Raw genomic sequence first — 24,588 nt, forward strand, 5'->3', positions numbered from 1 at the left:
ATAATACACCCAATACCACCCGACAGACTGAGCATAAGGAACGTTATAAGGCACATTCTCCGTGTTTCCCTTAAATTTGCACCATATCGAATAAAATAAAATTAAATAACTATTATGGAAACATTCAAATTCAAACACCCACGCAGAGTATATCTCTACGCTTTGCTTTCATTCCTGATGTGCATGTTAGGAGCAAGCACTATGTCTGCTGGTAGCAGGACACCTCGCAATCCGATTGTGAAACTTATCTCCGGTCCGACCTATTCAAACAATGGCACCGAGGTTACGCTTAAATTATGGATGTATAACTACGATGGCGACAACGCTTACTTTACAGGTAATGTCATGCTTCGTATAGACGACAAAGATGCATGCACTCTTAACAATATGTGGAGTCTGATTTCCAATGTCTATCACAAAGACGAGGATAAAATCAAGAATTACGAGAATAGAGGCAATGTGGGTTCGCAAGGCATTATAAAGCTTGATGGCGTAAACGTAGGCACAGCGCAGTTTTGCAACGCCCAAAGAAACCAGAAGTGTCCCTATAATAGCAATACAGGGGAGACGAAGTGGACCACTATTGAGCTTAAACTCTCTTTCAACAATTCGTTTTCTTATCGTAGACATACTGTAAGCGTGAATGGTAATTGGCGTGACAGATGCGACGATAGTAAGTATAATGATAAAATCTGGGACCTCCAGAACACTCTCCACGGCTTCGTTTACCCCACCAATTTAGAAATTTCTAAGTTTCGTAATGATGTATTATTCACATGGGGAATGTCTGGTTGGCAAGATAGCGAGAACATCAAAGGCAAGTGGGTATTATACAAAAAAGAGAACGGCACAAGTGTCAAACAGGCGGAAGTCACAGATCCAACGACACAAGGAAGTATTACTATCGCCGCTAAAAATTTCAGATGTTTGGCAACCTATTATTTTACCTTCCTGCCCAATGGCTTTAGCGAAACAGCAACCATCAGCGGTCTGACAGTTTCCAAATCCCGAGGAAGTCATACCACACTTGATGGAGTGTGCCGATATTGCCAGCATGGTATATTTTCTTACACCACAGCCGACGGCAAGATTGTGAATAACATAAGTAATCCAGATCAATTTGGTGCAAACATCGTGGCGCATAGTGTTGTTGATGGCAAGTGCGTGATAGAGTTTGACGCTCCGATTACGAAAATTCCTGCAAATGCATTCTATAACAAAAATAGTCTTACAGGAGACCTTGTCATACCTAATTCGGTAACAGAGATAGGTGAACATGCTTTTCACGGTTGCACTGGATTAAATGGCACTCTAACGCTGTCAAGTAAACTGGGAAAAATAGGGCAATATGCTTTCTACGGATGTACTGGATTTACGGGATCTTTGAAATTGCCCAGCTCAGTAACAAATATTGGAAGTTCGGCTTTCTCGGGCTGTAAGAGTTTTACAAAACTTGAGTTGTCAAATGCTCTGAGTGCAATCCCCGAATATGCTTTTAGAGGTTGTGAGGGTCTTTCAGGAAGCCTTGTCATACCTGATGGGGTAAAAGAGATTGGTGCCAGTGCTTTTTCAGGTTGTACTGGATTCAATGGCACTCTAACGCTGTCAAGTAAACTGGGAAAAATAGGGGAAAATGCTTTCTACGGATGTACTGGATTTACGGGATCTTTGAAATTGCCCAGCTCATTAACAGATATCGGAATTGCAGCTTTCATGAATTGTAAGTATTTTACAAAACTTGAGTTGTCAAATGCTCTGAGTGCAATCCCCGAGTCTGCTTTTAAAGGTTGTGAGGGTCTTTCAGGAAGCCTTGTCATACCTAATTCGGTAACAGAGATTGGCAACCATGCTTTTAACAATTGCACTGGATTCAATGGCACTCTAACGCTGTCAAATAAACTGGAAACAATAGGGGAATCAGCTTTCAACGGATGTTCTGGATTTAGGGGATCTTTGACATTGCCCAGCTCAGTAACAACTATCGGAAAATCGGCTTTCCGTACTTGTTGCAGTTTTACAAAACTTGAGTTGCCAAATACTCTGAGTGTAATTCCTACTCAAGCTTTTATGCTTTGTAGAAGTCTATCAGGAGAACTTGTAATTCCTGCCTCGGTGACGGAAATTGGAAATAATGCATTTTCTGATTGCCTAAATCTAAATGCAGTAACAGGACAAGTGACGCTGCCTAAATCATTGGAAAAAATTGGTTATTATGTTTTTGGTAATACTAATAATATTAAGACTGTTAATTTCCAGTCATTACCAGAAGGTATATCGGGATTCTTAGGTCAGAAGAAGAAGGCAGTCAGTCTGAGCGACGACTCATATATTAGCGACAAGGCAAGTGGCACAGTTAATGAAATATCCTACACCCGCCAGATGTCGAACAACTGGGGCACACTCGTGTTGCCTTACTCATTGACGCTGACTGGCAGCGAGCCTTACCATCTGTATTCCATCGACAATATGACTGGCGAGGAACTTGTATTGAAACAACTTGAAGGAACAGTGGCAGCCGGAACTCCATGCGTGGTAAAGCGCAAAGGCAGCGAAGCAGAGCTGACATTTGGCTCTAACATTGCAAAGTTGAATATGGAAAGAGTGGCTCAAGACGTGGGCGGCATGAAATTCCGCGGCACTTACTGGACAGAGGATGTCAACAGCGGATATGTAATATCAAAGAACAGTTTCTGGAATGTAGAGGAACTGAAAGGCTCGACTTCGGTTAATGGCGTCAAGGTTAATCCGTTCCGCGCTTGGCTCGACGGCACTTCTGCCAATGCTCCTGCCCAACTCAGCATGCGCATCGACGGCTCTACTACTGGCATCGACGCTATTGATGCATTGAACGATGCCGAGGCTGAATACTACGACCTCAGCGGCAAGCGTCTCAACGAACCACAAAAGGGCGTAAACATCGTGCGCATGAAGTCGGGAAAGACTAAGAAGATAATTATCAAATAACAAAAGACAATGCATAATATTAGACAACTTTATCGTAAACATTTCGGCAGAGCAGTAGTCTACACACTGCTCTCGCTGTTCTTGTGTATGGCTGGTGCGGGAAAGGCGGCAGCCGTAGAATTCACCTACAAGCCTCAGGTGAAAGTTATCAGCACAAACTACACAAACAGTGGCACAGAAGTAACGCTCAAATTATGGATGTACAACCTTGCAGGTCGCTCGTCACGCTTCATTAAGAATAGAACTGTTGAATTATATATTGACGACCAACCACAATCATCACTTTTACTCAATAATTTGTGGCAAAAGATAAGCAATGCTGAAGAATACGAGATGAGAAATTCTTTAACCCCTGGTCCAGTAGGCAACAAAATAAATATTTCGTTCAACTATAAATATATTGGCACAGCACAATTCTCCAATCTGCAAATTTATCAATATAGCGAAAATGACGGTAAAGGCACCCAATCGCAACGGTGGTGCACTATCGAATTGAAGCTTTCCTTTGACAATTCTTTCTCCTACTACGGCCATAAAATAAGCGTGAGAGGCTTATGGCAAGACTATAGTGGAGCACATCCTATAACCGAATACGTGTCACTCGACAACACCATCGGTGGATACGTTCGTCCTACTAAAATGATAGTGAGGTCTTATGACAGCAGAAAAATGAGGTTGTCGTGGGAGATTCAGGACTATAATGGGTTGGCATCTAAAGAAGGCAACTGGATTATATACAAGTGCGAAAATGGCAAACGCGAGAAAGTTGGTTCCAAGAGGTATAATTATTACTTTAGTTATGATATATATAAGGAAAAGTATAATTGCTCGGCTACCTATGATGTGACATTCCAACCCATACAATTCACTGCATCCGACACTATTTGCGGCCTTACCACTTCTGTTGCTGCCACTGGACATCAGCCTAACGCCGATGATGTCTGCCAAATCTGTAATCATAGTTTCTTCCGTTACACGACTTCCGACGGCAAGATTGTGAATAACATAGATAATCCAGATCAATTTGGTGCAAACATCGTGGCGCATAGTGTTGTTGATGGCAAGTGCGTGATAGAGTTTGACGCTCCGATTACAAAAATTCCTGCATATGCATTCTATAAATGTAAAAATCTTACAGGAGACCTTGTCATACCTAATTCGGTCAAAGAGATTGGCGAAAAGGCGTTTTACGATTGCACTGGATTCAATGGCACTCTAACGCTGTCAAATGCTCTGAGTGTAATCCCCGAGGATGCTTTTAGATATTGTTCCAGTCTTACAGGAGACCTTGTCATACCTAATTCGGTCAAAGAGATTGGCAACAGTGCTTTTGGCTATTGCACTGGATTCAATGGCACTCTAACGCTGTCAAATAAACTGGAAACAATAGGGAGAAGCGCTTTCTTAGGATGTTCAGGATTTAAGGGATCTCTGATATTGCCCAACTCATTAACAACTATCGGGGAATTGGCTTTCCAAGAATGTGAGGGATTTACAGAACTTACGTTGCCAAATGCTCTGAGTGTAATCCCCGACCAGGCTTTCTATGGATGTATTTATAACCATAGAACAACCAAAACTAATCAGAAATATCCGAGTGTAAATCTTTAATTACCAGCATATTCTAAAATTTAACACTTTTCGGTTGCCATTTGTCGCTTCCCAAATTTCCACATATTTTTGAGACGTATTTCTGACGTGGAGAATTTGCGGGGCTTGTTTTTTGTCACACCGTGCAGACAGTTGACAAGGGTTTACAACCGTTTACGACAAGCGACAATAACCGCCCCGATATGCGGAAACAGTCACACTGTGTAGAAAAGCGACAATGGTTGACTTCCGTTCACATCCGTTTACCATTTCAGAGATATAGGATTGAAGAAATGAACCATTAAACGATAAAACGGTATGAAAGCAACCAGAAAATGCAGTTTTTGCGGCAAGTCCTTTGTAACCCGAAGCGGTATGCAAAGATATTGCAGTGAGGCTTGTCAGGCAGAAGCCAAACGAGCCAGAGTGATGCAGAAGAACAACCTCTTCAAAGTCGCCCAACCCTTGATGGAGATACAGCATCAGGAGTATCTCACCTTTTCCAAAGCAGCCATCCTCATGGGCTGTTCCCGACAGTACATTTACAAACTTGTAGCCATCGGCAAGCTGAAAGCCTCACGCATCAGCAACCGCATGGCATTCATCCGCAGAGCCGACATCGAGCAGATGTTGGAGGGCAATCCCTATCACCGCATCCTGCCCGGCAACACCTCCACACCAAGGAAATCATCTTCATCTTCCTTACCTGCCAAAAGAGAAAAAAGGGAAAAGGAAAGCGAAGAAGTGTTGGACTTCTATTCGGGCGAGGAGGTGATGTCCCTTTTTAAGGTAAAGCAGTCATGGCTTTACACTTCCGCCAAGCGTAACCATATCCCCATCTGCCGTATCGCAGGAAAGAACTATTACAGCAAGAAGCATATTGACGAGTTTTTCGGTGTGGCAGTTGATATTAGCGAAATTACCGACTGGCTACTGACCGAGGAGGTGGAGGAACTGTTCGGCATGAAGCCGACCGCACTCCGTGCCTACACCTATCGCCATAAGATACCCACTAAAAGAGAGTACGGGCGTACCTATTACTCCAAATCACATTTGAACGAACTCCGCAGAACTGACCTTGTGAACGATGAACGCTACTATACCGTTGAGCAGGTGCAGCAAATCTATGGTCTTTCGTCAGCCAANGGTATGGCATCCTTGCCATACCCACTAAATTGGCTGTACAATCATGGCAGAGTGGGTATGGCAGGGATGCCATACCCTCCTACTGATTGCCGCTCATATATAAAGATAAATATGAACACATACTTAATAAAACAAATTAATATTAAATATGCAAAACGCGAAAAACAAAAACTTTATTCCTGCTCTGCTATCGCTTGTGGTTGTAGTGCTGATACTTTCGGCTGCGGCAATAGTGCGCGACGGCAGGATATTCGGTATCGACATGCGCCACGCACATATCACTACTGATGCCGTGGCATTAGGCAACGACACCATGTCGGTGCATCCTGATGGCACAATGGTTGTGAATACACGCCTGCTTGCCAAAGACGTGCAGGGATATGGCGGACCGGTTCCGCTGCGCATTCATGTAAGCAAGAGTGGGGTGGTGGACAGCATCGTGGCAGAGCCTAATGCCGAAACGCCCGACTTCTTCAATCATGCTTCTGCTATCCTTGCTCAATGGCAGGGCAAGACCGTTGATGAGGCTACGGCAATGGAGGTGGATGGTGTGACGGGAGCTACGTTCTCGTCGCGTGCCATCATAGCCAATGTGCAGCGTGGACTTGCCTATGCCAAGCAACATGCAGCACTCGGCAATGCGCCCGATGCCACTGGTTCTGTAGATGTGTCGGGGTCTTCTGTCTCGTCTGGTGGGTTTACTCTTGGTGGCATCGTGGCTTTGATAGTGGTGTTGATGGGTGCTGTGGTTCCGCTGTTTGTCAAGAATCGCCGTTGGCATTATGTGCAGTTGGTTCTCAACGTCATCGTTCTCGGCTTGTGGACCGGCACATTCGTTTCTTACACCCTGCTCATGCGACTCTTCTCGGGAGGCATAAACCTCGCCATACTCGCCACGCTCGCAGCCCCATTGCTGATGGTAGTGGTGGCTATGCTTTATCCTTTGGCAGGTCGACCAGGACACTACTGTGCCCACATGTGTCCGTTTGGTTCGGCTCAGGAACTTGCTGGCAAACTCACTCGACGCAAACCCCGAATCTCGCCCCGCTTGAACAGAGCGCTCAACATGTTCCGCAACGTTCTGTGGGGAGTGCTTATGGTGCTCATGCTAACCGCAACGTGGACCGCATGGATGGACTACGAGCTGTTCACGGCGTTTCTATACTCCTCGGCTTCGGTGTGGGTAATAGTGTTTGCCGTATTGTTTCTCGTCCTTTCGGTATGGGTGCCGCGGCCATATTGCAGATTCGTATGCCCAACGGGAAGCCTGTTGAGGAGTTAGGAATTTTGAATTTTGAGTTTTGAATTGGTTGCCTACGGCGATTTTGAATTGTTCAATTATGAATTGTTAGGCTGCGCTTTGAGATTTTGAATTGTTGCCGTTGGCGATTATAAGGTTTTTAGTTTTATAATTTTTGAGTTATGAATTTACAGAACAAATCGATAGTATTAAATATTGTGCTCGCCTTGGTTGTAGTAGTGCTTGGCGTGCGCTTGGTGTCTGGTGAATCCTCTACCGAGAAGTCGGCAAGCGAAGGTGAAACAGTAAATGCAGAGCAGGCGGTGCTCGACAACATCGCCACTCGCACCAGTATACGCGACTATGAGGCGCGACCCGTAGAGAAGGAGAAAATAGAAAAAATGCTGCGTGCTGCTATGGCAGCTCCCACGGCAATGAACAAACAACCCTGGCACTTCGTTGTTGTCGACCAGCGTGACTTGCTCGACGCTCTCGCCGATGCCAACCCCTACGCCAAGATGATAAAGAAGGCACCCCTCGCCATTGTGGTTTGTGGCGATACCGAGAAAATGATAGAGGGTGGCGGTCGCGACTTCTGGATTCAGGATGCTTCGGCTGCTACTGAGAATATGCTTCTTGCTGCCCACGCCATGGGGCTTGGTGCTGTGTGGACAGGTGCCTATCCGTCAGAAGAGCGTTGCCAAGCAATAGGCAAAGCATTGTCGTTGTCGAGCAATCTTATTCCACTCAACATGGTGGTAATTGGATATCCGGCAGAACATCCACAACCAAAGGCGAAATTCAAGGAAGAGAATATATCGTATAAATAAGGAGCGGGGACGCCCTCGTCCCCGAATTGAGAGCAAGGCATCTCCGAATTGAGAGCAAGGCAGCAATATATATTCAACGGCAAAGTAATATATATTAAATGAGCAAATAATATATATTAAATGGGCAAGTAATATATATTAAACGGGGACGGTTGGGAGCGGGGACGCCCTCGTCCCCGAATAATTAGAGAATTTGTTTGCTTTATCGGGGGACGAGGGCGTCCCCTCTCCCAGAGAATTTGTTTGCTTTATCAGGGGACGATGGCGTCCCCTCTCCCAGAGAGTTTGTTTGCTTTATCGGGGACGATGGCGTCCCCGCTCCCAGAGGATGTATTCAGAAGGAGAGCAATGGGAAGGGTTTTGTCTTATATAATTGATGACCCGATTGTAATGGTCTTCGTTTCTAATAATACGGTCAAAATATTCCTTTTGCCAGATAGAACCCGTTTGGTTGGTGTAACTGTTGATTTTATGTGCAGAAACAGATTTTATAGTTTTTATTATCTGTTGAATAGTAGCTTGTTCTTTTGGTTCTATAAGTAAGTGAATATGGTTTGGCATAATGACATAACAATGCAATTCATACATGAGGTTATTGTCGTGTTCAAGTGTTTGTATAATGATATCTTGATATAGTTTATTTTTTAATATGCATGAACCATAGCCTTTATCAAGATATTTCTCCAGTTGGTTATGTTTTTTCACTTTTAAAAATTCGAGTTCTTTTAGATAACCTTCTTTTAATAATTGCTGTTTGATGGATTCATATTCGGTTTTGATGTTGTCAATGATGTATTGGGGAAGGGAGTCGGCAAGACGAAATGTGACGAAAGTAATCTTTCCGTATTGTGTCCAATGGGGTAGGTTGCCTGTTGTTTCGTATATAGGTTCGTGTTTGTTGAGAAATTTATTCATGTATGAGTGCTTTTTTAGGAGCGGGGACGCCCTCGTCCCCGAATAGTTAGGGAATTTGTTTGCTTTATCGGGGGACGAGGGCGTCCCCGCTCCCATTTATTTGTATTCGTGTATAGGCAGCTCCCCGTTTAGCGCCCCGAGGGCATTAAAGGCAAGCGATTCCATTTCGCCCTCGCCAGGCAGTACCACAACGGGAGCAAGGAAGTCAACTTGTTTCTTTATTTCCTCTACACAGTATTTGCTGTAGGCAATACCTCCCGTAAGAATAATGGCTTCTGCCTTGCCCCAAAGCGCCACAGCCATGGCGCCTATCTGCTTGGATATGGTGTAGAGCATAGCTTCAAGCACCTCGTGGTAAGGCTCCTCGCCAGCCTCGGCGCGGCTCGATATCTCCTTCATATCCTTTATGCCCAACAAGGCCTGGCAACCACCGTAGCCTGCAAGCATCTTCATCACTTGGCTTTCCTTGTATTTACCCGAGAAGCATAGGCGCACAAGTTGGTCGGCAGGCAATGTTCCCGAGCGTTCGGGAGCAATAGGACCGTCGCCGTTAAGGGCATTGTTCACGTCGATAACCTTGCCAAGATGATGAGCCGACACACATATGCCGCCTCCAAGATGTGCCACAATGATGTCCATATTCTCGTATACCTTGCCGCAGGTCTTGGCATATCGGCGTGCTGCAGCCTTGGCATTGAGGGCGTGGAATATAGACTCGCGCTTCATGAAAGGCAGTCCGGTGTAGCGTGCGCGTGTCATCATCTCGTCCACAACAACGGGGTCGGCCATAAATGCTGGGCATCCACACTCGCGTGCAATATCGTCGGCAATAAGCGAGCCGAGGTTGCACACGTGCTGATGATGGGCATGGTGCAAGTCGTACTTCATCTGCTCGTTAACAGCATACACGCCGCCATGCAATGGCTTAAGCAAACCGCCACGACCTATTACGGCATCAAACTTCAGTGGAATGCCTGCCTCGCGCAGTAGATTCAGCACAAAGTCCTTGCGGTATTCGTACTGGTCGTCTACGGTCATAAACTTGTCTATCTCTTCTTGCGGGTGCAGACCGTCTGATGTCCACACCGCCTTGTCGTCCTCGTATACAGCCACCTTGGTAGATGTGCATCCGGGATTTATGACGAATATTCTTTTCATAGCAATTTGATTTTCACTCTTCACTTTTCACTCTTCCCTTAACAAATGGATTCTTCACTCTTCACTCTTCACTTTTCACTTATCTAATCGCTCTCATGCACGCTACAGCAAGCGAGTAGAACTTGGATTCGGCAGAGTCGGCACGCGATGTAACCACCACTGGGGCGGTAGTTCCGGCAAGCATGCCAGTAACTGTGGCATGGGCAAAATAAGTGATAGTTTTATAGAAAGTGTTGCCAGCCTCGATATCCGGGAACAGCAAGATGTCTGCATTGCCTACAACAGGCGACGCAATACCCTTAATTGCACCGCTCTCGGCATCGCAAGCCGTCTTAACGTCCATTGGTCCATCTATGCAAACATCGCCGTATCGTCCCTGGGCGGCATATTGCTTGATATCCTGATAAGACAGCGTAATGGGGAATTTCTCGCTTATCTTCTCGGTGCAATGAGTAAGTGCCACGCGTGGTTTATCACCACCAGTAATGCTGCGCCAAGTTTGTGTTATGTATGTGGTGACTGCATCCAGCTGCTCGGTAGTAGGGAAGGGAATGACGGCAGCATCCGAGAAGAACAGCAATCTGTTCATGCCCTGTATCTGTGCAACTGCTATATGTGTAAGCACGCTGCCTTTAACCAGTATGCCATGTTCTTTGTTGAGCACGGCACGCAGCAAATTGTCGGTGTTTAGCGAGCCCTTCATCAGCACGTGGGCTCTATCCTCGCGCACCTCTTTAACGGCAAGCCTTGCGGCATCGTCGTCGTCGGCAGCCATTATTATGTTAACATGTTCGGGATAGTCAGCGGCAAGGCGGCAGGCAATGGTCTGCTTGCCTTCCACGGCAACGAGTGTAAACTGTGCGAAGTTTTCGCTGATGCTACGCTCAATCACCTCCTCTGTATGCGAGTCGGCAGGAGATGCCACGGCAACTATGACACGCTTTCCGGCAGAGCGTATGCGTTCGGGCAAGGCTTTAAAGTCAACAATAGGATTCATATAGATTGTTTGAGTTAAATTAGTCGGCAGTTGTTGATTGCTCAAATATTTACCGAATGTGCAATATTCTTTGGCAAAGATAGTGCAACTTAGTTGATTGGCAAAGTATTTCGTGTGGTTTTTTTACATAAATATCAAGATTTCATTAACTTTGCATTTAAAACCACTCAAACCACATCATCCACATATGACCACATCCGAATTTATCCTTCAGCATCGTTTGTCCAATCCTCGCGACCTTGCCCTTCAGGCTCGTCGCTATCCAGATGTAGACATGCCTTATGCCCTAAATCAGATACAGGGTTGGCAGACTGCACGTCAGAAGTTGCCATCATGGGCATCGTGCGATGGTGTGGTCTATCCTCCGCATCTCAATATGGAGCAATGCTCGTCTGAGCCTACTGCCCGTTACAAGCAAGAGGTGGCGCTTCGTTGGCTCAACAAGCTTGGTGTAGGGCATGGTGGAGCAACGACAAGCATGGCCGATCTTACGGGTGGATTTGGTGTAGACTTCTCCTTTACCTCCCGATGTTTTGCCTCGGCCACCTATGTAGAGCGCAATTCATACCTATGCGATGTTGTAAGCGGCAATCTGCCACGGCTTGGTATTAGCAACGCCAATGTGGTTTGTGCCGAGGCCGAAGACAGTCTTGCCACGATGCCACAGCAGACAATGTTGTTTCTTGACCCAGCTCGACGCGACGAGCATGGCGCCAAGACTGTGCTCATGGCCGACTGTACTCCAGATGTGTGCCGTCTATTGCCACAGCTTATGTCGAAGGCACGCTTTGTAATGCTTAAGCTCTCGCCTATGCTCGATTGGCATAAGGCCATAGCCGACCTTAAAGGAACGGTGGACGAGGTGCATATAGTGTCGGTAGGTGGCGAGTGTAAGGAGCTGTTGCTTGTGCTTGCAGGCAAGGTTTCTGTTTCCTCGGTCGATAGTGGCAGCTTAGAGAATGGGGTGCGTGTATACTGTGTCGACATTATGCCTAAGGCAGAGGCTGATGGCGAGTATAAGCGCAGCGAGTTTTGTTATACCATCGGAGGTGCAGCCGACAATCCCCCAACCCTCAACCCTCAACCCTCAACCCTCAACTCTCAACTCTCAACTCTCAACTCTCAATTCCTCTTCGAGCCCAACGCCTCAATAATGAAGGCAGGATGCTTTGCCGAACTGTCGCAAGCATATGGTGTTGAGGCTATAGGCCCTAACAGTCATCTGTTTGTTTCATCGGGTAGGGTAGAGCAGTTTCCAGGCAGAAAGTTTGCAATAGAAGCTGTATGCACGCTCAACAAACGTCAGCTAAAGCAGACACTTGGTACCTTGAAGCAAGCCAATATAGCTGTGCGCAATTTTCCAATGTCTGTAGCCGAGCTTCGCAAGCGCCTTAAGTTGCGCGATGGTGGCGATACATACATCTTTGCCACAACAACAATGGAGGGCGAGCACGTGCTGATAATCTGCCGCAAGTAGATAAAGCCTTTGTTTAATACGGCTAAAATCTTTAATTAAACATAAAATTAGCCAAGGTTTGTACCTCCTTACAATTTGTATCAGTAACTTTGCAACTTAAAGTAAAACTAAAAACAATTCGTAACAATAAACAAATTAATAACATTCATAATAAAACATGCAGAAGAAAAGCTTATTTATTCTATCAGCAGCCTCTGTGCTGATGATGTCGTCATGTTCGAAGCTCGGCGCTCTGTCAGCCGACAACTTCACCGTGACACCTAACCCTCTCGAGACTCAAGCAGGTCAGGTGCCTGCTACAATCAACGGTACATTCCCTGAGAAGTATATGAAGAAGAAGGCCGTTGTAACCGTAACTCCTGAGCTGCGCTATGCAGACGGCCAGGTTGCTAAGGGCAACAGCGCCACATTCCAGGGCGAGAAGGTTATGGGTAATGACCAGACTATCTCTTACAAGGTAGGTGGACGCTACACAATGAAGACAGCGTTCAACTATGTTCCTGATATGCAGAAGAGCGAGATGTACCTTACATTCGACGCCCGCATAGGCAAGAAGCAGCAGAAGGTTCCTGCCGTTAAGGTGGCCAACGGCGTTATCGCAACTTCTGAGCTTTACAAGAAGACTCTTGCTTCGGAGAGCGGCATCATCGCTCCTGACACATTCCAGCGTGTAAACGAGAAGAAGCAGGAAGCCAACATCAAGTTCCTTATCAACCAGGCCAACATCCGCAAGAGCGAGCTCAAGAACAACTCTGTACAGGAGTTTGTACAGATGCTTAAGAAGATTAATGCCGACCGCGAGGGCTTCAACATCCAGAATGTTGAGATTCAGGCTTACGCTTCGCCAGAGGGTGGCGTTAAGTTTAACGACCAGCTTGCAGGCAAGCGTCAGAACGAGTCGGAGAAGTATGTTAAGGGTACTTTGAAGCAGAATAAGGTAAATGCCGATATCGATGCTCACTATACAGCACAGGACTGGGATGGTTTCCAGAAGCTCGTTGCAGCATCTAACCTCCAGGACAAGGACGTTATCCTTCGTGTTCTCTCTATGTACGAGGATCCTCAGGAGCGCGAGCAGCAGATTCGCAACATGTCTGCAGGCTTCCGCGAGCTTGCCGACGGCATCCTTCCTGAGTTGCGTCGTTCACGCCTTATCATCAATTACGAGACAATTGGCCGCTCAGACGAGCAAATCGAGCAGCAGTATAAGGACGATGCAGCTAAGTTGAGCGCCGACGAGTTGCTCTATCTTGCTACATTCGACAAGACACCTGCCGAGCAGGAGGCTATCTACACCAAGACTACACAGATTTACGACAAGGACTATCGTGCATACAACAACCTCGCAGCCTTGGCTCTTGCAAAGGGCGATAAGGCTGCCGCACAGAAGTATGCCGAGAAGGCAGCTTCGCTTGGTAGCGATACACCAGAGGCTCAGGCTAATATGGGCTTGCTCGCTCTTGTTAACGGCAACGTTCAGGATGCAGAGCGCGCTATATCTAAGTCGGCCAATTCGGAGAACGTAAAGGCTGCTCTTGGTGCTCTTAACATAGCAAAGGGCAACTACGCTCAGGCTGAGCAGTACTTCGGCAAGACCAACAGCAATACAGCTGCCTTGGCACAGCTCCTTAACAAGAACTATGCTGCTGCCGCCAAGACTCTTGACAAGGTTCAGAACCCGAACGCCATGACCGACTACTTGCATGCTGTTGTAGCTGCTCGTCGTGGCAACAAGTTTGCTGCTTCTTCTTACCTCAAGGAGGCTCTGCAGAAGGATCCTTCGCTCAAGCAGTATGCTGAGAACGACTTGGAGCTCTCGCTTCTGAAGTAATAAAACTATAACTATAAAAACTAACGGCAATTACACGAGGCATATCGTATAATTGCCGTTAATTATATTAGGAATGTTGTAATTGCCGGACATCCTCTGCTGTAAGCGGAAAGAGCGACACCCATTACATCTACCCTTAAATGCCCAACAATATGAAGAAATATTCTCTTGTTTCGTTACTGAGTTTTCTCACACTTCTTCTTGCCTCATGCGGTACCGACAGCCACCACTTCAAGATAGACGGTCATTTGCTGAACCTCAACCAAGGCGAGTTCTACGTCTATTCGCCTGATGGAAGCGTTACGCATGGCATGGACACTATAAAGGTGCAGGCAGGACGATTCAGTTATCTTGTAGAGTGCGACCGTCCTATGACCTTGATGATAGTGTTCCCCAACTTCACCGAGCAGCCTGTCTTTGCCGAACCAGGCAAGAGTGTAGACATCAAGGGCAACGCTTCGCACCTTAAGGAACTTACTGTCAAGGGCACCAAGGCCAACAAATTGATGAATGCATTTCGCGAGCAGATACTATCGGCGTCGCCTGCCGAGATAAAGAAGTGTGCCATACAGATGGCCGAGGACAATCCAGAGAGTGCCGTAGCCGTTTATCTGGTGCGCCGTTATCTTGTAGCTGTCGACCGTCCCGATTATACTACAGCCGCTCGTCTGCTAAAGCTTATTGTCGAGAAGCAGCCCGACAACCAGTTTGCAGCCAGTCTGCTTGCTTCGTGCAATGGCAAGACAACCATCAACAATGGGGCAAAGCTTCCACGTTTCTCTGCCAATGACATCAATGGCAAGGTTGTGAACAACGCTACGCTTGCCTCTGTTCCTAATGTGGTGTTCTACGTATGGGCAACATGGAACTACAGTTCTACATCACAGCTACGCCAGTTGGCCGACAAGGAACGCCAGTCGGATGGCAAGCTTAAGGTTGTAAGCATCTGTCTTAATCCCGACAAGAACTCGTGCCAGCGTACGTTGAAACAGTATGGTGCCGATAATATTACTACCATATGCGATGGCCGTATGGTGAATGGCGACTTGTTCAACAAGCTGGGATTGTACAATCTGCCCGACAATATATTGATAAAGAATGGGGCGATAGCCGAGCAGCATATCGAATTCAGCAGACTCATAGGCATGCTTTAAAGCGCATGCCTATCTTATAATCAGTCTTGTAAGACACTCTTCTGCGAACGTCTCCCTTGCCACTTTCAGCAAGTCGTCTGTTGTCAAGGCGTCTATATGCTTGCACAGCCTTGTTATATCCTTCTGCCATCCATAGTGCAGATAACCTTTGGCAAAGTCGAGTGCAAACGATTCGCGCGAGTCGCAAGCTATGCCTATTTGGCCCTTTATCTGTTTCTTGGCAGCTCTTAGAGCCGCCTCGCTTATAGGTTTCTCCATAACCTTGTCAAGCTCTCGTCTTATTAGGCGCAAGCAACGGTTAACGTTGCGTGGATCGCAACCGAAGTAAACGGCCCATAATCCCGTGTCCGAGTAGCTCTGAAGCATACTTTCCACCGTATACACAAGAGCATGGCGCTCGCGTAGCGATACATTAAGACGGGCATTCATGCCAGGTCCACCAAGTATGTTGTTAAGCAGATACAAGGCTATGCGGCGATTGTCGTGCACGTTGTAGGCACGTGTACCAATCATCACATGTGCCAGATGCGTGTCCATGTGGTGTTCTATGTGCTGTGCCTTATACGGCGGAAGTGGTGTGGCTGGGGCTGTTATTGGCAAAGCCATATCCGTTGATGACGAAATCGATGTTATAGATGCAGCCGAAGCCTTCTCAAGCAATCTTACAAGTTTCTCAAACTTAACATCTCCATAAGCAAAGAACACGCAGTTGTCCGGTCTGTAATATCTACGTGTAAAGCGCAGGGCATCCTCGGTCTTGTATGTGCGCAACTGTTGGGCAGTACCAAGAATGTTGTGCCCGAGCGGATGGCCCTTAAATATGGCATTCTCGAAGAGGTCGTACACAAGTTCGGATGGAGAGTCGTTGTAGCTCTCAATCTCGTCTACAATAACCTCTACCTCCTTGTCTATCTCTGCCTGAGGATAAGTGCTGTTAAACACAATGTCGGTAAGCAAGTCCACAGCGCGGTCTATGTTGCCCTTCAGTACGGCAGCATGATATACCGTCTCCTCCTTGTTGGTAAAGGCGTTTAGGTCGCCGCCAACGCTCTCCAAATAGCCAAGTATGTTCATCGAAGTGCGTCGGCTTGTGCCCTTGAAGGTGGTATGCTCACAAAAGTGTGCCATACCTTCTTCCTTGCCCTTTTCCTCGTTGCGTGTTCCGGCAGCCACGGCATAGCCACAATAAACCACCGGCGATGCCGACGGCAGATGAATAACGCGCAGACCGTTGGTCAGCGTATGTGTATTATAATTCATTTCAGTTGCTTTTTGTTTCGTTTTTCTTTACTATCTGCAAAGGTACACTTTTTTCGTATGTATATCGTTCATTCTTTGCCGTTTATAGTTCATTCTTTGTCGCTTATCATTCATTAACACACAAGCCGACACAATAATCGGTTATTTTCTGTAATTTTGTAGTCGTTATAATCTTATTTAATTACACCCACCTTACAAACCGATATATTTTATTAACAACATAACGTCTATGAAACATCTATTACTGACTTTGGCTGTAGCCGGCATGTCGCCATGCCTTATCTATGCAGCCGACACAACCGATAAGGTTCAACAGCCCACCTTTACCGAGTGGCACGACTTGTCGGTGAACAATGTCAACCGTTTCCCTTCGCGCACATCGTTCTTTGCTTACGAGAACCGTGATGCAGCCTTGAAGGGCAACCGCGAATCGTCCTCAAATTATCTTTCTATCGAGGGCGATTGGAAATTCAATTGGGTAGAGAATGCCGACCAGCGTCCTACCGACTTCTTCAATCCCTCTTTCAACGACGCTACGTGGAAGACCATGCGTGTTCCTGGCATTTGGGAACTCAACGGATATGGTGACCCAGAATATGTAAACATAGGTTTTGCTTGGCGCGGACACTTTAAGGACAATCCGCCTGAGGTGCCTACAAAGGATAATCATGTGGGCTCTTATCGCCGCACAATCCACATACCTGATTCATGGGACGGACGTCAGGTTATTGCCCATTTCGGTTCGGTTACATCCAACATCTACCTATGGGTAAACGGCCACTTTGTAGGTTATGCCGAGGACTCTAAGTCGGCATCCGAGTTCGATCTAACTCCTTTCCTTAAGAAGGGCGACAACCTCATAGCCTTTCAGACATTCCGCTGGTGCGACGGCTCTTATAGCGAGGACCAGGATTTCTGGCGCTTATCGGGTGTGGCACGCAACTGTTTCCTTTACTCGCGTTCTAAAACAGCACATGTAGACGATGTACGCGTAACACCAGACCTCGATGCTCAATATAAGAACGGATCGCTTGCCGTAAACCTCAAGGCAAAGGGCAACGCTCGCTTCCTTGTTGACCTTATTGCTCCTAACGGCGACATCGTGAGCCGCAAGATTCTCAACACCACAAAGGTAAAGAAGAAGGCTGGCAAGAGCATTGCCGAGATTAACGCTACCGTTAAGTTCGACGTAGAGAATCCGCTTAAGTGGACAGCCGAGACACCTAACCTATACAAGGTGGTTGTAACGGTTCAGCAGAACGACAAGGATGTGGAGTCGGTTCCGGTGCGCACAGGTTTCCGCAAGATTGAGATCAAGAACGCACAGTTGCTTGTAAACGGTCAGCCTGTATATATCAAGGGTGCCAATCGCCACGAAATTGATCCCGATGGTGGCTACGTTGTGTCTCGCGAGCGCATGATTGAGGACATAAAACTTATGAAGCAGTTTAATGTCAACGCCGTGCGTACATGTCATTATCCTGACGATCCCGAGTTCTACGACTTATGCGACGAGTATGGTCTATACGTCTGCGCCGAGGCAAACCAGGAGAGCCATGGATTCTACTACGGCGAGGATGCCATCACCACAAAGGAGATATTCGCCCTACCTATACTTGAGCGCAACCAGCACAACGTGCAGAACCAGTTCAACCATCCGTCGGTTATCTATTGGTCGTTGGGCAACGAGACAGCCGACTCGAAGAACTTTACCGCCGCTAAGAATTGGATAAACCAGTACGATCCTTCGCGTCCCGTACATTGGGAACGTGCCATCGAGGGTCCAAATACCGATATCTTTGCCGTGATGTACAACACACCAGAGGGTGTGGAACAGTATTGCAAGGACCCATCTAAGAAGAAACCACTCATCATGTGCGAGTATGCTCACGCCATGGGCAATTCCGGAGGTTCTATGCATGAGTATTGGGACCTCGTACGCAAGTATCCTACCAACCAAGGCGGCTTTATCTGGGATTTTGTAGACCAGGGTTTGCGCGGCAAGGATGACAAGGGCAACACCATATATAAGTATGGTGGCGACTACAACTCGTACGATCCATCGGACAACAATTTCTGCTGCAATGGCTTTATCTATGCCGACCGCACACCTACTCCTCAGGCTTACGAGATAGGTTACTGGTATCAGAACTATTGGGTGGAGCCCGAGAACCTTCAAGACGGATGGGTTATTGTTAAGAATGAGAACTTCTTCCGCCCAGCCGACAATGTTTCGTTGTCGTGGGCTATCGTGGCCGACGGCATAGAATATCAGAACGGAACCATTGCCGACATCTCTATGCTCTCTCCGCAGAAGAAGATGAGATTGGTGCTGCCATACAAGTTGGACAATTACAAGGGCCAGAAGGATGTTATGCTCAACATCGAATTCCGTCTGAAGAAGGACGAGGGACTGCTTAAGGCGGGCGACATCGTGGCTCATCAGCAGTTGCCTATACGCGAGTTTGCTGGCTCCGACCTTGCCGTAAATCCTGCCAAGACCAAGGCTGTTAAACTTACCGACAAGAAGAAGCAGCCGCAGATAACGCTTGCTGCCGAGAACTTCGAGGTGCAGTTCGACCGTCAGACCGGATTCATGTCTAAGTATATGGTTGGTGGCAAGTCGCTCCTTGGCGAGGGTGGCTCGCTTAAGCCAAACTTCTGGCGTGCCGTAACCGATAACGACATGGGTGCCCAGTCGCAGAAGGAGCTAAAGGCTTGGCGCACACCTGAGCTAAACCTACGCTCTATCTCTGCCGACAAGAAGGCCAAGACCGTTACTGCCGTATACGATATGCCTACAGTTAAGTCGACCCTCACACTTGTCTATCAGACCGAGGAGAATGGCGCTCTTACCGTTACACAGCAGCTAAAGACCACTCCAGGTGCCAAGGTTTCTGATATGTTGCGCTTCGGCATGATTATGAATCTGCCTTACAATATGGACCAATGCCAGTGGAACGGACGCGGACCGGTGGAGAACTACTCTGACCGCAAGCTATCCCAGAACGTTGGTATCTACAAATCTACTGCCGACAAGTTGTTCTTCCCCTATGTACGTCCTCAGGAGACAGGTACTATGAGCGACCTTCGTTGGTGGAACCAGACAGATGGAGGCGGATTCGGATTCCGTGTTGAGAGCGACAAGATGTTCTCGGCTTCTGCCCTGCATTACGATCTACTATCGTTGGATGAGGGCGAGGAGAAGCACCAGCGCCACTCGCAGTCGGTTGAGAAGTCAAAGTACACCAACCTCTTTATCGACCTTCTTCAGCAGGGCGTAGGTGGTGTAAACAGCTGGGATGCCGACGGACGAGCACGCAAGGGACACCGTGTGGAATATAAGGACTATACCTTCAAGTTCAGACTGTCGCCAAAGACTGTTTATTAATAAGTACATTGGCGTATGCCAAACAAAAATCAAACAGCACGCTCCTATTGGGGTGTGCTGTTTGATTTAACCTTGTTTATTCTTAATTTAAGCCTAACTAACCTATATTGCATTATTATGGAACAACTACTCCATTACATCTGGAAACACCGCATACTGCCATTGCACGAGATGCACACTACCGATGGACGCACGGTGGAGGTGATTGACCCTGGATTGCACAACACACATGCAGGTCCCGACTTTTTTAATGCCAAACTGCGCATCGGCGGCACGTTGTGGGTGGGCAATGTGGAGATACACGAACGCTCGGCCGACTGGGTGCTGCATCAGCACGACCAAGATCCTGCCTACAACAATGTGGTGTTGCATGTGGCGTCGGTAATAGATGCCGATGTGCAGACCATGGACGGGACGCATCCGCCACAGATGGAGCTAAAGGTTCCTAAATATGTGCTCAACAACTACCGCCGTCTGTTGGCTGCCGATCGTTATCCGCCGTGCCGCGACACAGTTATGCAGTTGCCTAAACTTACTATACATTCGTGGATGAGTGTGCTTGGCGCCGAGCGTCTTGCCGACAAGTGCGAAGCCATAAACCAACGTGTGAAGATGGCTGGCGGCTCTTGGGAACAGGCTTTCTTTGCCACCATAGCACGCAGCTTTGGGTTTGGAGTCAACAGCGAGGCATTTGAGCAATGGGCTGCACGCTTGCCGTTTATGCAGGTGGCTCATCATCGCGACGATCCTTTTCAGGTTGAGGCTCTGTTTATAGGCTCTGCCGGATTGCTCGACACCACGACCATGAACGAGCGTCAACGGACAGCAGCTACAGCCGATGCCTACTTTAAGAGACTGCAAACCGAGTGGAATTATCTTGCGCATAAGTTTAACCTTTCTGCCATGCCTCGGCAGACGTGGCGCTTCCTACGTCTGCGTCCGCAGAACTTCCCGTACATCAGATTGTCGCAACTGGCTCAGCTCTATTGCTCGCGACGTGCCGAACTGGCCAACATCACCACGTGTCAAAATATAGACGACATACGCAAAAGACTGCGAACGGAGACTTCCGAATATTGGCGGACACATTACACCTTCGGTAATGAGAGCCGCGATTGTGCCAAACATCTGTCTGCCGCTTCCATCGACATCCTCATCGTTAATGCCGTGGTGCCTATGCTGCATGCCTATGGCTGCCATCGGCAGGACGAGCTGCTTGTTAAGCGTGCCGCAGATATACTCGAATCGTTGCCTCCCGAGGATAACACACATATACGCCTTTGGCAAGAGTGTGGCATAACAGCTGACAATGCTGCCGACACACAGGCGCTTATACAGCTGCACACACGCTACTGCGAGCGTAAAGACTGCCTAAGGTGCAGGTTTGGATACCATAGCATGAAGAGAGAAAAATAAAAACAATTAACGGCAATCACACGAACCATATCCGTGTAATTGCCGTTAATTGTTTATTGTGCTATTACGTTTTGCCGTTAGTTGTTTATTGTTGCGTTACGCTTTACTTGCGCTCCCAAATATACAGATGTGATGTAGAGCCATGCTCGGGTGCATCCTCCTTGCGGTCGCCGAAGAGGGCTGTATTGGCAGGAGTTACGAAGCAGTCGTTAGGATTAACTGTCTGCGTATCCTTAAGCACGCCGAAGGCATTGAGGTAGAACGCTGGTGTATTGGTGAACGAGATGGTTGTGCGGTTGAGCATAGCCTGTAGCTCCTCACCTGTCACAGCTACCGTATTGCCGTTGGCATCCACGCGCTTGGTGTTGAAGTAGCTTGTTATCTCGAATGTAAGACCGTCGTTGTACGTATTGCGCAGATACTTCAATACGTCGGCGTTGATGCCGCTTGTAGATATTGTAATGCCCGTCTGCGAGTAGGTTGTGGTAAGGCGCACAATGTTGCCGTTGATGCTCATCTCCATTGTAGATGAGGGGCTGTTACCTTTTTCTTGTGAATATAAAAGTGGTTGTTTTATAGATAATGTTAAAAATAGGTCGCAAAGATATGAATAAAAATTGAAAACAAACGCAAATATACAGGAAAAATTAGCTAATCGGGTAGATGGAATTATAGAAGGTTTTGTGCGACTATCCGCTTCTGCTGTTTCGATTAGCCTCGTGATGTCTTTCGATTAGCCTCGTGATGTATATCGATTAGCCTCGTTATGTCTTTCGATTACTCTCGTGAGCCTATTATATAAGGTTCATCCAGAATATGGAGCGATACAATTATGAACTTATAAGTAGCGGAGGTCTCCGGCCTCCGCAGCACCAAGTCGAATACAAATCATCATCATTACTAATAATAGAGTTTGTATCATTGATTGGTGCGGAGGCCGGAGACCTCCGCTACTATATAATCTCTTGTGACGCCTTTTGATTGTTCCAATTAGTCTATTCGAGCAATCGATTTTTAGGCTTTCTGCTGTTTAAATCAGCTCGTTGTCTGCCAGTTTCCTTTCAAATCTGATAGAGAAGCTTCTATTTTGCGCTACTAACGTGTGCGTCAAGTATAAGTAAAGTTAAAGTAAAATGGTTTTACTAATGCCTTTTTATGCTTACGAGAGCAAAATCAAGCACGTTTTATGTGAATTTTGCGGCTTTTTGCGTCTTTATAGATGTGTTTTTGGCTGATATTATATATGTATTCTGTAATCGTTGTAACTGTAAGTTGTTGATAATTAGCCGTTTAGATAAAGATGGCGTGTTCCAGTTCCAGTTGTTCCAGTTGTTCCAATTATTGTTTTCTACATTCCAATCCTCTTTCTTTATATATATAACTACTTAATAATCAATTAATTATATAGTCTATAGAAAAGGGTGTTACATGTGGATACTCTATTTGGAATAACTGGAAGAACTGGAATAACTGGAACATCATGCCCCCAAAAGAATATTATTTGTAGAGGTACAGCCTTTCTACTTGATGCCATACATTACCAAGGGCACAGCATGGTTATGGTCGTTGAGGTAATGGCGTGTGCCAAGACGATAACGTGGGTTGGTGAGCGAGAGGCTGTCGACACGTGCACGGGTCTCAATACCTGCCAAACCAAGCAGCGTTGGGAATACGGAGGCATTGCTCTGTACACCCTTCTTTCGGTTGCCAAGCATGGCCCTAAACTCTATAGGGTGCTGCGTGGCATACGTCTTTGATGTCCACACAATCAGCGGCACGTCGGTGTCGTATTGCGACGGACGTGGCGAGGCGTGTAGGAACAAGCGGCGATGGTCGTCAAAGATGTTCTCGCCGTGGTCGGATGTGTACATCAAGGTAGAGGCACAACCCTGCTTGCGAAGCATGCCTATAAGCTTGGCAAGTATGCGGTCGGTTTGCAATATGGTGTTGTCGTAAGCGTTGAGCAGCTGCGGTCGGTTCTTTGCCTTTGCCTCTGTAGGTATGTCGGGCAGAAAGCGGGCATTGCTTTGGGCATATCGGTCGCGATAGTTGAAGTGGGAACCGTATGTGTGCAACACCACGAGCAGCTTGTTGTGGCGCTCGTCCAGCACTCGTTGTACGTACGGCAGCAACAGCTCGTCGCTGTATTTATCGTCCTCATTATCGCCAGCATAGTCGTCGCGTATAAAGTGGCAATAGTTGGCTTCGCTGCCAAGGAAGTCGATATACGAGTGGTTGCGGCGCTGATTAGACAAGAATACGGTGTGGAACCCAGCCTCTCTGAAGGCGGCTATCAATCCCTTCTCGCTGTACAGACGGTCGTGGTCCTCGGCTGTGGCGGCAGATAGGAGCATTGGCACACTCTTGTGTGTGGTGTTCGACTGCGACCTCACGTTCTTGAACACAATAAGTCCAGGCGTCTTCATCAGCTGCGGATTGGTGGGGCGATGGTATCCGTAAAGCTGAAAATTGGCAGAGCGGGCAGTTTCGCCTATTACCAGCACATACACCTCGGCAGAATCCTTGGCGTGTGTAGGACGGGCATTGAACTTGAAGCCAGCCACATTCTGCTGATAGTGTGCCGACCGCCAACTCTCCTTTACGGCAAGACCAAGATTGTAGAACACGTTGATGGGGTACATATTGTCCGACAGACGATACTCAAACTTGCCCTCCTTCTCATTGCCTTCGGGATACTGATAGTAGCACAGCTTGGTAAGGGTGGCAAAAACGAGGATGCCTATAAGCGACAGGCGGCGTGCCGTATGCCTGAACTTATCGTCCAACATGATGTGTTTGGTCCACTGAATGGCGGCTATCACGAGCAGCGGTAGATACAGTATGAACACTCCGGCTACTGCTGGCACAAGATTGTCAAGCAGCTCCATTGCCTCACCAGGATTGGTGGTGAGCAGGTTGAGGAACATATCCACAGCTATTACTCCGCTGCCATACAGATATATCAGCACCATCTGGAAGGCAGCGAAGAACACCAACAAGAAGAGTATCCATACCTGACGTCCTGCCTTTGCCGACATAGACATCAACAACGAATAGGCAAACAAGGGCAAAAAGACATTGGCTACGCATGCCGTCAACGGCATTTGCTCGGTAAAGCAAAGGGCTACGTTGGGCACAAGCAGACCAAGGATGGTGTAGAAGTAAAGGAAGCGGGGTGAAAGCAGATTGCGCATAAATTCTTTAATAGACATCCCCATC

The 24,588-nt window shown here is 47.3% G+C and carries 15 protein-coding genes and 1 pseudogene; 10 read left to right on the forward strand and 6 right to left on the reverse strand.

Translation table 11 applies throughout. From position 1 onward, the window contains the following. The first annotated feature begins 114 nt into the window (after positions 1-114). From C9991_RS03875 to C9991_RS03895, 5 genes and pseudogenes are all read left to right on the forward strand, one after another. The gene (locus tag C9991_RS03875) at positions 115-2,964 is read left to right on the forward strand and encodes a leucine-rich repeat domain-containing protein (protein ID WP_106811284.1); all 2,850 of its coding nucleotides are present in this window, start codon (positions 115-117) and stop codon (positions 2,962-2,964) included. A gap of 9 nt (positions 2,965-2,973) precedes the next feature. Beyond that, a complete protein-coding gene (locus C9991_RS03880) occupies positions 2,974-4,575 on the forward strand; it encodes a leucine-rich repeat domain-containing protein (RefSeq protein WP_106811285.1) in 1,602 nt (533 codons plus the stop codon). 297 nt (positions 4,576-4,872) lie between these two features. Continuing rightward, a pseudogene (tnpA, locus tag C9991_RS03885) lies at positions 4,873-5,697 on the forward strand (transposon Tn4555 protein TnpA); the annotation flags it as partial. 151 nt (positions 5,698-5,848) lie between these two features. Beyond that, the gene (locus tag C9991_RS03890) at positions 5,849-6,982 is read left to right on the forward strand and encodes a 4Fe-4S binding protein (protein ID WP_106811286.1); all 1,134 of its coding nucleotides are present in this window, start codon (positions 5,849-5,851) and stop codon (positions 6,980-6,982) included. A gap of 140 nt (positions 6,983-7,122) precedes the next feature. Continuing rightward, the gene (locus C9991_RS03895; RefSeq protein WP_106811287.1) at positions 7,123-7,770 is read left to right on the forward strand and encodes a nitroreductase family protein; all 648 of its coding nucleotides are present in this window, start codon (positions 7,123-7,125) and stop codon (positions 7,768-7,770) included. A 294-nt stretch (positions 7,771-8,064) separates the two neighbouring features. On the opposite strand, the gene C9991_RS03900 is transcribed toward C9991_RS03895, so the two are convergent. The 3 genes from C9991_RS03900 to C9991_RS03910 form a co-directional block, all read right to left on the reverse strand. After that, a complete protein-coding gene (locus C9991_RS03900) occupies positions 8,065-8,685 on the reverse strand; it encodes a transposase (RefSeq protein ID WP_157949354.1) in 621 nt (206 codons plus the stop codon). A gap of 96 nt (positions 8,686-8,781) precedes the next feature. Further along, positions 8,782-9,843 (reverse strand): butyrate kinase, encoded by a 1,062-nt coding sequence (gene buk / locus C9991_RS03905; RefSeq protein ID WP_106811289.1) that lies wholly within the window; start codon positions 9,841-9,843, stop codon positions 8,782-8,784. A gap of 79 nt (positions 9,844-9,922) precedes the next feature. Beyond that, positions 9,923-10,840 carry a phosphate acyltransferase gene (locus C9991_RS03910; RefSeq protein ID WP_106811290.1) on the reverse strand — a complete coding sequence of 306 codons (918 nt, stop codon included), beginning with the start codon at positions 10,838-10,840 and terminating at the stop codon, positions 9,923-9,925. Between the two features lie 187 nt (positions 10,841-11,027). Here C9991_RS03910 and C9991_RS03915 point away from each other — a divergent pair, with 187 nt between their 5' ends. From C9991_RS03915 to C9991_RS03925, 3 genes are all read left to right on the forward strand, one after another. Next, the gene (locus C9991_RS03915; protein ID WP_106811291.1) at positions 11,028-12,317 is read left to right on the forward strand and encodes a THUMP-like domain-containing protein; all 1,290 of its coding nucleotides are present in this window, start codon (positions 11,028-11,030) and stop codon (positions 12,315-12,317) included. 157 nt (positions 12,318-12,474) lie between these two features. After that, positions 12,475-14,148, forward strand: a complete 1,674-nt coding sequence (locus tag C9991_RS03920) for a tetratricopeptide repeat protein (RefSeq protein WP_106811292.1) — start codon at positions 12,475-12,477, stop codon at positions 14,146-14,148. Positions 14,149-14,300: 152 nt separating this feature from the next. Further along, positions 14,301-15,302: a DUF4369 domain-containing protein gene (locus tag C9991_RS03925; protein WP_106811742.1), complete on the forward strand. Its 1,002-nt coding sequence runs from the start codon at positions 14,301-14,303 to the stop codon at positions 15,300-15,302. 9 nt (positions 15,303-15,311) lie between these two features. On the opposite strand, the gene C9991_RS03930 is transcribed toward C9991_RS03925, so the two are convergent. Next, a complete protein-coding gene (locus C9991_RS03930; protein WP_106811293.1) occupies positions 15,312-16,562 on the reverse strand; it encodes a M16 family metallopeptidase in 1,251 nt (416 codons plus the stop codon). 229 nt (positions 16,563-16,791) lie between these two features. Here C9991_RS03930 and C9991_RS03935 point away from each other — a divergent pair, with 229 nt between their 5' ends. Beyond that, a complete protein-coding gene (locus tag C9991_RS03935; RefSeq protein WP_106811294.1) occupies positions 16,792-19,953 on the forward strand; it encodes a glycoside hydrolase family 2 TIM barrel-domain containing protein in 3,162 nt (1,053 codons plus the stop codon). Between the two features lie 117 nt (positions 19,954-20,070). Further along, positions 20,071-21,369, forward strand: a complete 1,299-nt coding sequence (locus tag C9991_RS03940; RefSeq protein WP_106811295.1) for a DUF2851 family protein — start codon at positions 20,071-20,073, stop codon at positions 21,367-21,369. Positions 21,370-21,472: 103 nt separating this feature from the next. On the opposite strand, the gene C9991_RS03945 is transcribed toward C9991_RS03940, so the two are convergent. Continuing rightward, positions 21,473-21,892 carry a hypothetical protein gene (locus C9991_RS03945; RefSeq protein WP_106811296.1) on the reverse strand — a complete coding sequence of 140 codons (420 nt, stop codon included), beginning with the start codon at positions 21,890-21,892 and terminating at the stop codon, positions 21,473-21,475. A 997-nt stretch (positions 21,893-22,889) separates the two neighbouring features. Then, positions 22,890-24,581 (reverse strand): phosphoethanolamine transferase family protein, encoded by a 1,692-nt coding sequence (locus tag C9991_RS03950; RefSeq protein WP_232823235.1) that lies wholly within the window; start codon positions 24,579-24,581, stop codon positions 22,890-22,892. Positions 24,582-24,588 lie beyond the last annotated feature (7 nt).

The sequence above is a fragment of the Prevotella merdae genome, from assembly GCF_900290275.1.
GTDB classification, from domain to species: domain Bacteria; phylum Bacteroidota; class Bacteroidia; order Bacteroidales; family Bacteroidaceae; genus Prevotella; species Prevotella merdae.

Excerpts from the sequence above, each read along its gene's own strand:
- C9991_RS03940 (WP_106811295.1), top strand. The coding sequence starts at position 20,071 with ATGGAACAACTACTCCATTACATCTGGAAACACCGCATACTGCCATTG.
- C9991_RS03930 (WP_106811293.1), bottom strand. The coding sequence starts at position 16,562 with ATGAATTATAATACACATACGCTGACCAACGGTCTGCGCGTTATTCAT.
- C9991_RS03925 (WP_106811742.1), top strand. The coding sequence starts at position 14,301 with ATGAAGAAATATTCTCTTGTTTCGTTACTGAGTTTTCTCACACTTCTT.
- C9991_RS03890 (WP_106811286.1), top strand. The coding sequence starts at position 5,849 with ATGCAAAACGCGAAAAACAAAAACTTTATTCCTGCTCTGCTATCGCTT.
- C9991_RS03915 (WP_106811291.1), top strand. The coding sequence starts at position 11,028 with ATGACCACATCCGAATTTATCCTTCAGCATCGTTTGTCCAATCCTCGC.
- C9991_RS03910 (WP_106811290.1), bottom strand. The coding sequence starts at position 10,840 with ATGAATCCTATTGTTGACTTTAAAGCCTTGCCCGAACGCATACGCTCT.
- buk (WP_106811289.1), bottom strand. The coding sequence starts at position 9,843 with ATGAAAAGAATATTCGTCATAAATCCCGGATGCACATCTACCAAGGTG.
- C9991_RS03880 (WP_106811285.1), top strand. The coding sequence starts at position 2,974 with ATGCATAATATTAGACAACTTTATCGTAAACATTTCGGCAGAGCAGTA.
- C9991_RS03900 (WP_157949354.1), bottom strand. The coding sequence starts at position 8,685 with ATGAATAAATTTCTCAACAAACACGAACCTATATACGAAACAACAGGC.
- C9991_RS03935 (WP_106811294.1), top strand. The coding sequence starts at position 16,792 with ATGAAACATCTATTACTGACTTTGGCTGTAGCCGGCATGTCGCCATGC.
- C9991_RS03895 (WP_106811287.1), top strand. The coding sequence starts at position 7,123 with ATGAATTTACAGAACAAATCGATAGTATTAAATATTGTGCTCGCCTTG.
- C9991_RS03875 (WP_106811284.1), top strand. The coding sequence starts at position 115 with ATGGAAACATTCAAATTCAAACACCCACGCAGAGTATATCTCTACGCT.
- C9991_RS03950 (WP_232823235.1), bottom strand. The coding sequence starts at position 24,581 with ATGTCTATTAAAGAATTTATGCGCAATCTGCTTTCACCCCGCTTCCTT.
- C9991_RS03945 (WP_106811296.1), bottom strand. The coding sequence starts at position 21,892 with ATGGAGATGAGCATCAACGGCAACATTGTGCGCCTTACCACAACCTAC.
- C9991_RS03920 (WP_106811292.1), top strand. The coding sequence starts at position 12,475 with ATGCAGAAGAAAAGCTTATTTATTCTATCAGCAGCCTCTGTGCTGATG.